The sequence below is a fragment of the Gordonia sp. PvP123 genome (genome assembly GCF_040547295.1).
Classification (GTDB): domain Bacteria; phylum Actinomycetota; class Actinomycetes; order Mycobacteriales; family Mycobacteriaceae; genus Gordonia; species Gordonia terrae.
The window spans coordinates 1-11,791 of the sequence record NZ_JBEPPN010000024.1 but is presented as its reverse complement, the minus strand read 5'-3'; the positions used below and the strand labels follow the sequence as shown (position 1 = coordinate 11,791).

Sequence of the window (11,791 nt, the reverse complement as noted above, 5' to 3'; positions counted from 1 at the left end):
CGGTCCTTGAGTTCCTCACTGTACTTGCGTGGTGCTGCCATGCTCTCCATCCTTCACAGGTTCGAGAGCCTCCGACAGACCCGGGGCGGTTCAACTGTAGCCAGGACGGAAGGAAGAGAGCTGCACATTCGAGGGAGCTCGCCGCCCTCCCCTCCAATCCTGTGAGAACAGTGCTGCCGGTGACCGTTATGGTTCAGCCGCTGTGTACGAGCCTGATGCTGCAGCGCCGCGACTGGTGGGCGGGCAATCCGCTCGGCCTGACCCTCGCGGTCAAGCCGGTCCTTGCGGTGTTGTTTTCCTGTCGCTACTGAACCGGCAGTGGAAGGCCGAGCGTTTGCAGTTCCAGCCCTGTTGACCGTCGCAGCCTGACCGCTGGCGGTGGATCGCCGAACGTGGTCGCGTACCTCGCAGAGTTGGCGGCGCGCAGAACGGAGACGCGTGCGGCGTCAGTCTGACCGCGTGAAGTTGGCGAAGAAGTCATCGATTGTTGATACGTCGGCATAACGTCGAAAGTGAGCAACGTCGACCTTGACGAAAACACCGCTAGAGGTGAAGTACGTTTGCTCATCGAACGATCCGGCGGCCGCGATGTGCAGTAGGCGATCCGACTCGTGGTCAATCCAGGCAGTGAGACGTATGGGAGTGTGCAGCGGGACCGGCCGGCGGTATTCGACGGTCAGGGTGCGGGTCACCGCGGGGGTCCGCGCGATCCACAGGGTGAAACCCATGATGTCGTCGCAGGCGGCCGAGATCGCGCCACCGTGCGCCAACCCGGGCGCGCCGAGGTGTTTCTCGTCGAAGGTGTGATCGGCGTACACCCGCTCGCCGCTCCGGTAGACCTCAAGTTGAAGTCCGTGGGGGTTGCTGCTTCCGCAGCCCATGCACTGGGACGAGTGTGCCGGCAGTCTTGCTTCGGGGGTCATCTCTGATCGTTGTCCTTAACTCAGCCCGCCACCTACGCAACAGGGTGCGGGGGGATCGATGAGGTGTGGGAACCGGTCCCGAACACGGTCTGTGCTCACCACTATAGGTAATACTGCCAGTACCTGATACTGTCCATTACGCACACGCGAATGGAGTGGCGCACACCACGCGCACTAGGGGGGGAGATGGCCATCACCACCGGCACAGGCGTCAACCGTCTGCTAGACGGCGCTGCCACTTTTGGTAACACCGTCGGCTTGGCTGGTCAGGCCCTGCGGTGGGTAGCAGTAGACATTGCTACAGGACGATTTCCGTTTCGCGAAGCCGTATCGCAGACCTGGTTCGTCATCGTCGTGACAACTCTGCCGGCGATTCTCGTAGCTGTGCCATTCGGTGTCATCGTGTCAGTACAGGTGGGTAGCCTCACTCAGCAAGTTGGGGCCACGTCAATAGCTGGCGCCGCTGGTGGCCTCGGGATTATTCAACAGGGAGCGCCCATCGTTACCGCCCTCCTACTCGGGGGCGCGGCCGGATCAGCGATTGCCTCTGATTTGGGTGCTCGAACGATTCGCGAAGAAATTGCTGCCATGGAGACACTCGGACTCAATCCGATCAGGCGAGTCGTAGCGCCCCGGTTCGTATCTGTGTTGATCACCGCGCCGCTGCTCTGCATGCTAATCGTCTTCACCGGGCTGCTGGCGGGCTACGCCATCAGCGTCGACGTCCAAGGCATCACACCAGGCAGCTACGTCGCCTCGTTCGCTTCGTTCGCATCGATAACAGACATCGTTGTCGCTCTATGCAAATCGCTTGTGTTCGGACTTGTAGTGGTGACGATTGCTTGTCACCGCGGCCTGTCGACGAAAGGCGGCCCTAAAGGCGTCGCAACCTCAGTAAATGCCACCGTAGTACTGGGCGTCGTCGCATGCTTCGTGATCAATGTCTTTATCACGCAATTAACAACCATGTTCGTCCCCCAAACTATTGGATGAGAAACGCCTCGTGACCACCGTTCCCTCCCGGAGGTTCTCCGCCGCCACCCGCCCTGTCGAAGCCGTGATCGCGCCAGTTGTACACGTACCTGAACGCTTGGGGCACGTCGCGACCTTTGTGATCGCCGCGGTCCTCGGCATCCGCCATGTGATCACCACCTACCGACGCCAAACCCTGCTCTACATACAAGAATTCGCCTGGGGTAGAGGTGCAGTCTTGGTCGGTGGTGGAACGGCCATCGTCCTCGCCATCCTCGGCATCGCCGTCGGCGCCTCAATCGGTATCCAGGGTTACGCCTCTCTGGACCTCGTAGGGATGGGTTCACTGACGGGGTTCATCTCTTCCTATGCCAACACCCGAGAGCTTGCGCCAATGATCGCGGCGATCGGGTTCGCAGCACAAGCCGGCTGCCGGTTGACAGCTGAGATCGGCTCGATGCGCATTTCCGAGGAGATCGACGCTCTCGAGGCTATGGCGGTACGTCCTATTCCATTCGTCGTCAGCACTCGCGTAGTTGCGTCGATCACGACCGTGATTCCTTTGTACATCGTCGCGCTTATTCTCGGATTCGGGGCCGCCAAACTCGTCGTCACACAAGTTCACGGCCAATCCGGCGGCACTTACGATTTCTATTTCGACCAGTTCCTCAAACCTCAGGATCTTGCCTTCTCGCTTATCAAAGTTCTTGTATTTGTCATTTCTGTAGTGATTATCCATAGCTATCAGGGCTACTTCGCCACAGGCGGAGCTGAGGGGGTGGGTCGAGCGTCCGGTCGAGCGATCCGCACGAGCCTCATAGTCATCGTCGTGGAGGACATGATCTTGACCCTTCTGATGTGGGGATTCGATTCCGGCGTACGGATTTCAGGGTAGGGGGTTCAGTGGCTGTCTTTCATGATCCGTCCGGACGCGAGCCGTCGCACGGGAACCTGGCCCTTCGGGGGGTCGCCCTATTGATCCTCGGCGCGATAGCTGCCTACTTACTGATAAGTGACGCTAACGGCGACTTCAGCGATCACACGTCGTTGACCATCAACACCGACGCGATAGGCGACGGATTGAAGGGGGGATCGGATGTGAAGTACCTTGGGTTCACCGTGGGGGAGGTCTCGAGCATCGCGGTTCGAGACCGTGGCGCGGCGGTCAAAATCAACCTCACCGGTTCCGGTAACGACCTAGTTCTCCGCCAGGGCATGACGGTGAACTACACCTCGTCAAACGCATTGGGACCAACTGCACTGGAGATCGTAGATCCTGGACAAGGACCACCCATCGGTTCCGGCGGGAGTGTCTACGTGAGCAGGTTGCAATCTGAACAGACCTCGGTGTCAACGCTTGTTCGCAAGATCTCCACGCTGGTCGAGGCACTGGACCAGCCCTCATTTGAAGCGGTAGTGAGGTTCATCGTTGAGGACTCGCAGGCAATGGCTGATAGCGGAAGACTCGTTCTCCAGATTGCGCAACTCACGCGAGATGTCCAGAAACGGCCGGTCGGGGAGGACCTAGGAATTGCGGCTAACCTGTCCACCGGAGTCGCCGACTTCATGACGCCGTTTGTCCCTGGCGTCTTGAAGAACGTCGATATCGCTGACTTTTTCGCCACCCAACAAAACATCGACCGCACGAAGAGTAATCTCGGCGACACGGGAAAGGTTCTTTTCGGTGGGCTCGGCGGCCTGCTCGATAAGAATTACCCAGCCCTGAGTTCGCTGTTAGACGTCGGCCTTGACCTAGCGCGGCCCGTCGCCAGATCCGCCTCGGGGCTAGTTCGCACGGTGTACACGATCCCGCAGATCCTCGATGGCATCGACAAAGCCTTGCCGAAATTCAACGAACGGGTCCAGCTCCAGCTAGCACTGGTGGTCCAGACGTCGCCTGCCCTACAAGGCGCATTGAGAATGGGGGGTGCCACGCGATGACTCTGAGGTCGCTAACACCCACAATCATTAAAATCGTCGCTTTCATCGCTCTCATCGGAGTCCTTTCATATGTCATCATCGCGATTCTGCAGCCGACCAACGAAGGGTCACCCAGTTCGCAGCGTTCCGCGGTGTTTGCCGACGCTTCCGGACTCAAGCCCCGCGACGGGGTACGACTCGCTGGAGTGAAAGTGGGATATGTAACGGCTGTCGATCTCGAGGGCTCAACAGCGATCGTCCGTTTCCAACTGGATGACGGTGTCGCGATTACCCCCGCGACGACTGCCGCTGTGCGTTACCAAAATCTGCTGGGGCAGCGGTATGTGGAACTCATCAATGCCGGACAAGGCGCCGACCAGGACTCGATCACACAGGTGGCACTCGAGAAGACCGTCCCGTCCTTCGACGTATCGACACTATTCAACAGTTTCAAACCAGTATTCGATACATTGAATACTGCGGAAATCAACGAGCTTCAGTCGAACCTTCTACGGGTTGCCCAGGGAGACGGTCGAGGTATCGCACCAGTCATGAAGCAAGTCGCGAACATCACTGATTACGGGAACCAGCGTTCAGAGATCATCACCAATATTGTGACGAGCCTGGGGCAGGTGTCCGACCAGTTGATGGGGCGCTCCGCTGAACTGGTTGAGTTGATAGACAAATTGGGGTCAATCGTCGATGCGTTCAGCCGCGTGAGCGATCGACTGCGGGCCTCGCTGCGAGAGGTCAACCGTTCGATGGCAAAGACTGTACTCGCCGGTGAGCAGATCGAGTCGACCTACGACACCAGCTTCGCGGCTATCTTTCAGAGATTAGTGCGGGAGCCAGGGGATACAGAAGGCCTACTGAATGGTGCCGTTCTCCTGAAGCCGCTCCTGGACGCCCTGGCCGCAACATCCAACGCGACTCCCCCGCCCTCGGCGGCAGGGTGTGCCCGAGGGGTGCTCGACCTACCGAGAACAGTGCAGATCGCCCTGATGGGTCAACGACTGGTGGTGTGCCAGTGACCCGTTTCTTCGGCAAGCGTCCGCATCACCGCCCGCAGCGTCGGCGGGACCTCATCCTGGCGGGGGTCGTAACGATGGTCACGGTGGCCGGTCTCGTCGCCGCCGGAGCTGTGTATATCTCGCCGCCCGGACAAACTATCTACAGCGCGGAGTTAGTCAATACCGGCGGATTGGAAGCTGGCGACCAGGTACGTATCGCCGGGATCAGGAAAGGCAAGGTAGCGTCGGTCGACCTGACCGGAACGTTCATCACCGTGCGGTTCCGGCTGGATGACTCGATTGCCGTTCGGTCGGACGCGACGGCGAACGTCCGTCTCCTCACCCCTATCGGTGGACGTGTATTGGACCTCGACCCAGGTTCAGGCCCGTCGGCCATTGACGGCGCGATCCCACTGGTGCAGACAGGCAGCACCTATGATATTTCCAGCACCCTGGAGACATCTACACCGGTGTTCCGTGACGTGCGTGGTGTTGATCTACGGCGCACGGCGGCGTTGCTACAGGATGCCTTTTCCGACGGAAACACCAATATCCCTGATGCCCTGCAAAACGCGAGCAGCCTGATGGACTTGCTGGAGCGTCAGTACGCACAACTCGACAAGACGGTGGCTTTGTCCGACGAGTATGTCGCTGCCCTCGCAAACCGCAAGCAGGTACTCGTGGACTTCCTACGCCAGCTCAGCTTCCTTGCCCGCACCCTTGGACCAGACATCGCCAACGTCCAGAGCGGGTTCGATTATCTACGTCGTCTTTTTAAGTTGCTGACCCGGCCGCTTGTCGCGTACCGCGACGGTATAGAACCATCGGTACAGCAGTTTAAGATCCTTCTAAACAAGGTGTCGGCCCAGATGCCCGCCTACCAAGACGCGCTGGCCCAGGTCGATCAGATCACCAGAAGACTGAGCATTCTCCTCAATGCTCCGCAGGTCGGACCTGCGAGTCCTGAACCGACCGTCCGCGTCTGTATCCCGATTGGTGATAACAAATGTTGACGGAGCGGATGCGTCGGCATCTGATCCCGATCGCCACCATTGTCACACTGGCAGTAGTGATCGGCGGCGTCGGAATCGACTATGCGACAGCCGACGACGACACGCGATCACTATGTGCGGAGTTTTCTGACGCATCAGGTCTGTACGAAGGCAATTCCGTCGCGATGCTCGGCAAGAAGGTGGGCAGGGTCGTAGGCATTCACGAGGAGGGACAGAAAGGTGTGCGTGTCGATATGCGGATCGACAAGACCGTGCCGCTTCCCGCAGATGTGGGTGCGACCCTGGTGTCCACCTCGATTGTCACCGAAAGACAAATCGAGTTCACCCATCCCTATCGTGGCGGAGAATATTACAAGTCGGCTGAGTGTATCCCACTGGAAAAGACCAGGACTCCACTGGGGATTAGTCAAACGCTCGACGCGATCAGCACTCTTTCAGACGAACTCGTCAAGGACGACGGACGTAACACGGATGCGATTCTTCAGGCACTTACACTCGTCTCGAAAAACATGGAAGGGACCCAGGGTGATATATCCGGCATTCTCCAGGACTCGGCCACGCTAATCAACGATCCGACCCGGCGTGATAGCCAGATACGCAGGATTGTAGCCAATCTCGCCACCTTAACCGGTGTTGCCACCGAAAACAGTACTGAGGTGACCCAGCTATTCGACAACTTCGTAGGCGCAATTGAGGTGATTGTTGCTTTCGGTCAAACATTCGGCGCCGCAACAGAGTACGCAGGCACCTTCGTCCCTATCCTGTCGCGCCTATCGTCTGACTTCGGGCCACCTATTTTCTCACTTGGAGATGCTGCGGTTCCCCTCCTCTCGCAAGCGGGCAAGCAAGAAAACATACTTGCGTCCGTCGCCGCTCGAACAGCTGACCTCATCGTTGAGCATCCAGATGCGAAGTCGATCCTGCGGGCATTCGCAATATCTGTACCACTGCAGGCCCTCAAGAACGCGTGCGCTCCTCCTTCCGTCAAGGACGTTTGCGCGACGGGTAACGAAGCGGCGACGATCGCCAACTTGATCGGAGGGCAACCTCGATGATGATCTACGGCTACCTTCGTCGTGTCACGGCCGCGATCGTGACGCTGTTCGTAGCGACTATCGCCCTCGCCGCCTGCAGCATCAGTGCTGACAACCCGCCGACCATCGGTGGATCATCCGCCCGAGACGGCTACGACATCGAGATCGAGTTCACGAGTGCTCTGAACTTGCCTGCCCGTGCCAAAGTCCTCTCTCGAGGGATTGACGTCGGTGCCGTCACCAGCGTCGCTTACGACGGAGGCCACGCGCTGGTTGCTGCCCGAATTGATAAAGACGCCCAGCTGCCGGAAGATTCGCGCGCGGAACTCCGCCAAGACACTCTCCTGGGCGAGATTTATGTGGCCATCCTTCCCCCTGCACAGCAGTCCACCCAAGGCTTGCTGCGCGCGGGATCGGTAATACCTCTCTCACGCACCGAACCGGCTGCCAACGTCGAGGACGTGATGCGGGGTATGGCTAACGTATTGGGCGGGGGTGAACTCGATAAAATCCATACCGCGATATCGACGCTGAACTCGACTTTTCCGAGTGACCCCGCCCAGTTCGATGCGCTCTACCGCACGACCTTGCGCACCGTGTCTGAGGTGTCTGCCAACACCGACAAACTCGACGTAATCCTGCAGTCAGCCGATCGCACACTCAAAGTGATCCTGGCCGACCCGTCAGGTACAGACCGAATGTTGACCAAGGGGGGAGTGAACTTTTATGGTCTGGGCTACTCGCTAATTGACGTAGCGCTACTCATCGCTAATCTGCGCGACTTCGCGGTATCCGCAGGCCGTATCGTCGACCCTGAGTATTCCCGCATCAAGGAAACGGTGGGCGCGATCGCGCCAGTGGTCGCGTCCATCGCGTACTCGGACATCTACTCCAAGGATGTTTCCGACAAGGCGGCTCGTGTAATACGCGAAAGGCTCATCCCATTCGTCAGCTCGCCAGATATCAACGTCTCCGATGTGTCTATCGATGGCCGAGAACTGGCGCGGCGTGATGCCGAGTCGTTCATAACCGTCTTGCGAGCGATCGGAATGATGCCATGATCCGCAGCACCCTCGTATCGCTGGTTGCCCTTGTCCTCGTTCTCCTCGTCGGAGCGACATACTTGATCATCGACGTGGCACGGGTAAACCCGTTCCGCACCGACTACGCGATCTCGGCCATACTCGAGAGCTCGGGCGGCCTTCTAGACACATCACCGGTAATGTTAGAGGGGGTGCCGGTGGGAAAAGTGACATCTATTCGCGTCACAGGTAATCAGCTCGCCGTCGACATGTCCATCGACTCCGACTATAAGATTCCTCGCGGCAGTGTCATGACGATTCAGAACCTCTCGGTCGCGGGAGAACAATACATCAATTTCATCCCACCGGGCACAACCACCAGTGAGTACTTGCGTAGTGGGGACCTAGTGCCCGCCGGCGCCATCCGCGTGTCGCAATCCGTTCCCCAGGTGCTCCCGAAAATGTCGGCAGTGGCGGACGCGCTCGATCCAGCATCGATTCAGTCCATCAACGAAACGATCTCGGCGGCAGTCGACGGCCGGCAAAAGGACCTCGACACGATCGGAGACATGATGCACCGCCTCGTGGACTTCGTCGGTGACGACGGTGCCGTCCGTACCACTGCGGACAATGCCGAGTTCCTCCTGGGCCTTATGTCGAACGTGGGCGGTGTGCTCAGCACCGCGTCGGTCCGGACCCCGGATGCCGTCGACGGTTTGGCGAGGATCCAACGTGCGTTCATCGTTTTCACTTCTACGTCCTACGACAAATGGCCACCGATCCTGAAGCTAGTGGAAAAGCTCAGCGGCTACATCCAGATACTCCAGCCCGATATTGTCGCCATTACCCGCGCGGTGAAGCCGGCGACGGCGAAAGTCGCAGACACATACATCGACTTCGGATCGATCGGTGATCTTCTGGCTCGAACATTCCCAGCGTCACATCGGGGGCAGGCGCAGATTCCGATCGCCGTCACGCCATCACCTCGCTGACGCCCGATGGATACCTCCTACACCAGCATTCACAGAAGGCAGCAAATGACGGCACAAGACAACGGACCAGAATCCAAGGACAGCAGCGCTGAGGATAAGCTGACTGCGGCTTCCGACAAAGCAGATCGCAGCGACGCCACTGGTGCTACAGAATCTGCGACGTCCCAAGACGGTCCCGCCCCGGACGAGGCAAGCCCCCCGACGTCCGATGCCAGGCACCGATGGAGATCAGCACGCGTCCAGGCGGTGGCCGCCGGCGCTTTCGTGGTGGCACTCGCGGTGCTGGCCGGCCTCTTTGCTTACCTCTACATTGACATGAGGGAAGCAAAGACGTCCGCGGAGAACGCTGCCACACAACGAGCGCAGGCAGCGCAGGCAGCATCGGACTACACCACAAAGTCGCTCACCTACAGCTACCAAAACACCGGCGCATTCTTTACCGAAGTGAAAGAGAATGCCAGCGATGCGTTGGTCAAGCGATACGACGATGTCGAACCCACCCTGACCCAAATCATGGAACAGGCCAAGGTCCAAGCGTCGGGACGCGTACTGGCGACCAGTGTCACCGGCAGCGCCAGCGAGAACCGGGGGGAATACACGGTGCTGGTCTTCGCCACCCAGAAGACCCAGAATGTTCAGAACCCTCAGCCGAGCGAACTCCCCACACTGTTGAAAGTAGTCGTGCTGAAGACCGAGAACGGCTGGCAGATCCAGGATTACGGACCTGCCGAATGATCCAGCGTCCGCCGCGAAAGGAGAATTTGATGAAAAGCACCATGCAGGAGGTGCCGATGACAGTGTCATCGATACTGCGTCACGTCGCAACCAATCATACTGATAGGCAGGTGATTACTTATTCCGCGAGCGACTCTGCCCGGTACGCAACCTACGGCGATCTCGAAGAGCGATGCGCACGTCTGGCGAATGCTCTGCGCCGGGTCGGCGTGGTCGGCGACGACCGCGTGGCAACCATGCTGTGGAACAACCAGGAGCACCTCGAAGCGTACGCTGCGGTACCCGCGATGGGCGCGGTGCTGCATACGCTGAACATCCGGTTGTCACCGGCTCAGCTGCAGTTCATCGCGAACCACGCCGAAGACAAGGTCATCATTGTGGACGGGTCGCTGGTGCCGTTGTTGGCGGCGGTCTTACCGGGCTTGGCGACGGTTCGGGTTGTGTTCGTTACCGGCGACGGCGACACCTCCCCGCTCGACGGCCACGGCGTGACCGTGATGCGATACCATGACGCGCTCGCAGCAGAATCACCAATGTTCTCTTGGGTCGATCCCGACGAGCGGTCGGCTGCGGGTATGTGTTACACGAGCGGCACTACAGGCGATCCCAAGGGGGTCGTCTACAGTCATCGCTCGGTGTTTCTGCACTCCATTGCAGCGTGTACTGGTAACGCTCTGGCGATCGCAGAAGCCGATCGTGTACTTCCCGTCGTGCCGATGTTTCATGCCAGCGCCTGGGGTCTGCCCTACGCGTCGCTGATGGCCGGCGCGGACTTGCTCATGCCTGATCGATACCTTCAAGCGGCGCCGCTCGCCGACTTGATCCAACAGCATCGCCCCACGAAGGCAGGAGCAGTACCGACAATCTGGAACGATCTTCTTCAGTACGGTATCGCGAATCCGGGTGTCGACTTGTCATCAATCGACCTTGTCGCCTGTGGTGGAGCTCCTGTCCCGCAGTCGTTGATCGAAGGGTTTGCGGACCGCTTCGGCGTACAGATTATCCAGGCGTGGGGCATGACTGAGACGTCCCCGCTTGCAGCGGTAAGTCGGCCTCCCGCCGGGATCAGCCCCACAAAGGAAATGTCGTACCGCAAGCGACAGGGACGGGCAATTTGCGGGGTGGAGATGCGCCTCATCGACGAGGGCGGCCTGCCGGTTCCCCGTGACGACAAGTCCGTCGGCGAACTCGAAGTGCGGGGTCCGTGGGTCACAGGCAGCTACTACCGGCTCGAGGACGCCGAGAGGTTTCGGGATGGCTGGTTGCGGACCGGAGACGTGGGACACATCAGCCCGGACGGGTACCTGACGCTGACCGACAGGTCCAAGGACGTCATCAAGTCAGGGGGCGAATGGATCTCGTCAGTGGAGCTCGAGAACTGGATCATGTCGCACCCAGATGTCGCCGAGGCCGCGGTTGTCGCGATGCCCGACCCCCGGTGGCAGGAAACAGCTCTCGCCGTGGTGGTTCCGGTACCGGGTCGCAAGGTGTCGGCTGACACGCTTCACGAGTGGTGCCTAAGAAATTGCCCGGAGGAGATCCCACACTGGTGGATCCCGAAGAACTGGACGTTCGTGGAGCAGGTACCGCGTACGAGCGTGGGCAAGTTCGATAAGAAGGTGTTACGCGCGAAGCATGAGCAGGGCGAGCTGCCGGTTGTATCGAATTAGCGCCGCTATAGGGCGCAAGTGTGCCCACCGAACGTCGTCAGCGTTCGGTGGGCACACTTCTATAGAAGCAATGCATTTGCCGATGGGGACTGCTGCACGGATAGGTGACAGTTTGGGTGTCATGCCGCGGCAGCGGCGGTGTTGATCATTGCTTCGAACTCGACAGGCGTCAACCGACCGAGGCGGGCTTGCCGGCGCCGGCGGCGGTAGGTCCGTTCGATCCAGGTGACGATCGCGATCCGAAGCTGCTCGCGGGTGTCCCAGCGTTGGCGGTCGAGCACGTTGCGTTGCAGGAGTGCGAAGAAACTCTCCATCGCTGCGTTGTCCCCGCACGCTCCGACTTTGCCCATCGACCCCGTGAGTCCATGAGTGTTCAAGGCGTGTACGAATTTTCGCGATCGGAATTGGGCGCGTTCAATCGGTCGATGCAACACTGGGTTGTTGTAGCGAGTGTAGTTGTTCGCCAAAGACTTCGGCGGGAGTTTTCCATCCAAGGACTT

At 59.3% G+C, this 11,791-nt stretch carries 13 protein-coding genes; 11 read left to right on the top strand and 2 right to left on the bottom strand.

All coding sequences use genetic code 11. The features are described 5' to 3' along the window. Positions 1-179: 179 nt before the first annotated feature. Positions 180-311 carry a hypothetical protein gene (locus ABIC25_RS24755; protein WP_257881396.1) on the top strand — a complete coding sequence of 44 codons (132 nt, stop codon included), beginning with the start codon at positions 180-182 and terminating at the stop codon, positions 309-311. Positions 312-446: 135 nt separating this feature from the next. Here ABIC25_RS24755 and ABIC25_RS24750 read toward each other — a convergent pair whose 3' ends face one another. Then, positions 447-923: a PaaI family thioesterase gene (locus ABIC25_RS24750; protein WP_004023289.1), complete on the bottom strand. Its 477-nt coding sequence runs from the start codon at positions 921-923 to the stop codon at positions 447-449. Positions 924-1,181: 258 nt separating this feature from the next. Between ABIC25_RS24750 and ABIC25_RS24745 the strand changes: the two genes are divergently transcribed. The 10 genes from ABIC25_RS24745 to ABIC25_RS24700 are packed head-to-tail and all read left to right on the top strand — an operon-like array spanning position 1,182 to position 11,291. Continuing rightward, positions 1,182-1,916 (top strand): MlaE family ABC transporter permease, encoded by a 735-nt coding sequence (locus ABIC25_RS24745; protein WP_033206584.1) that lies wholly within the window; start codon positions 1,182-1,184, stop codon positions 1,914-1,916. A 10-nt stretch (positions 1,917-1,926) separates the two neighbouring features. After that, positions 1,927-2,790 (top strand): ABC transporter permease, encoded by an 864-nt coding sequence (locus ABIC25_RS24740; protein WP_014928961.1) that lies wholly within the window; start codon positions 1,927-1,929, stop codon positions 2,788-2,790. 8 nt (positions 2,791-2,798) lie between these two features. Then, positions 2,799-3,836 carry an MlaD family protein gene (locus ABIC25_RS24735; protein ID WP_004023292.1) on the top strand — a complete coding sequence of 346 codons (1,038 nt, stop codon included), beginning with the start codon at positions 2,799-2,801 and terminating at the stop codon, positions 3,834-3,836. Beyond that, entirely contained in the window at positions 3,833-4,846 is a 1,014-nt protein-coding gene (locus ABIC25_RS24730) for an MlaD family protein (RefSeq protein WP_004023293.1), read from the top strand. Before ABIC25_RS24735 ends, ABIC25_RS24730 begins: the two co-directional genes overlap by 4 nt. After that, complete coding sequence (locus ABIC25_RS24725; RefSeq protein WP_004023294.1) at positions 4,843-5,838, top strand: MlaD family protein; 996 nt, start codon at positions 4,843-4,845, stop codon at positions 5,836-5,838. The genes ABIC25_RS24730 and ABIC25_RS24725 overlap by 4 nt, the downstream gene beginning before the upstream one ends. After that, on the top strand, positions 5,832-6,893 hold the full coding sequence (locus ABIC25_RS24720; protein ID WP_004023295.1) for an MlaD family protein: 1,062 nt from the start codon (positions 5,832-5,834) through the stop codon (positions 6,891-6,893). Before ABIC25_RS24725 ends, ABIC25_RS24720 begins: the two co-directional genes overlap by 7 nt. Beyond that, positions 6,890-7,933: an MlaD family protein gene (locus ABIC25_RS24715; protein WP_004023296.1), complete on the top strand. Its 1,044-nt coding sequence runs from the start codon at positions 6,890-6,892 to the stop codon at positions 7,931-7,933. The genes ABIC25_RS24720 and ABIC25_RS24715 overlap by 4 nt, the downstream gene beginning before the upstream one ends. Then, on the top strand, positions 7,930-8,886 hold the full coding sequence (locus tag ABIC25_RS24710) for an MlaD family protein (protein ID WP_004023297.1): 957 nt from the start codon (positions 7,930-7,932) through the stop codon (positions 8,884-8,886). Before ABIC25_RS24715 ends, ABIC25_RS24710 begins: the two co-directional genes overlap by 4 nt. Before the next feature lie 6 nt (positions 8,887-8,892). Then, on the top strand, positions 8,893-9,621 hold the full coding sequence (locus tag ABIC25_RS24705) for a hypothetical protein (protein ID WP_223258800.1): 729 nt from the start codon (positions 8,893-8,895) through the stop codon (positions 9,619-9,621). Between the two features lie 29 nt (positions 9,622-9,650). After that, positions 9,651-11,291: a long-chain fatty acid--CoA ligase gene (locus ABIC25_RS24700; RefSeq protein WP_014928958.1), complete on the top strand. Its 1,641-nt coding sequence runs from the start codon at positions 9,651-9,653 to the stop codon at positions 11,289-11,291. Between the two features lie 119 nt (positions 11,292-11,410). Here ABIC25_RS24700 and ABIC25_RS24695 read toward each other — a convergent pair whose 3' ends face one another. After that, a complete protein-coding gene (locus tag ABIC25_RS24695) occupies positions 11,411-11,725 on the bottom strand; it encodes an integrase core domain-containing protein (RefSeq protein WP_307814826.1) in 315 nt (104 codons plus the stop codon). Positions 11,726-11,791 lie beyond the last annotated feature (66 nt).

What these genes read in the sequence shown, in the direction of transcription:
- ABIC25_RS24750 (WP_004023289.1), bottom strand. Translation starts at nt 923, where the DNA reads ATGACCCCCGAAGCAAGACTGCCGGCACACTCGTCCCAGTGCATGGGC.
- ABIC25_RS24730 (WP_004023293.1), top strand. Translation starts at nt 3,833, where the DNA reads ATGACTCTGAGGTCGCTAACACCCACAATCATTAAAATCGTCGCTTTC.
- ABIC25_RS24720 (WP_004023295.1), top strand. Translation starts at nt 5,832, where the DNA reads ATGTTGACGGAGCGGATGCGTCGGCATCTGATCCCGATCGCCACCATT.
- ABIC25_RS24715 (WP_004023296.1), top strand. Translation starts at nt 6,890, where the DNA reads ATGATGATCTACGGCTACCTTCGTCGTGTCACGGCCGCGATCGTGACG.
- ABIC25_RS24710 (WP_004023297.1), top strand. Translation starts at nt 7,930, where the DNA reads ATGATCCGCAGCACCCTCGTATCGCTGGTTGCCCTTGTCCTCGTTCTC.
- ABIC25_RS24705 (WP_223258800.1), top strand. Translation starts at nt 8,893, where the DNA reads ATGGATACCTCCTACACCAGCATTCACAGAAGGCAGCAAATGACGGCA.
- ABIC25_RS24700 (WP_014928958.1), top strand. Translation starts at nt 9,651, where the DNA reads ATGAAAAGCACCATGCAGGAGGTGCCGATGACAGTGTCATCGATACTG.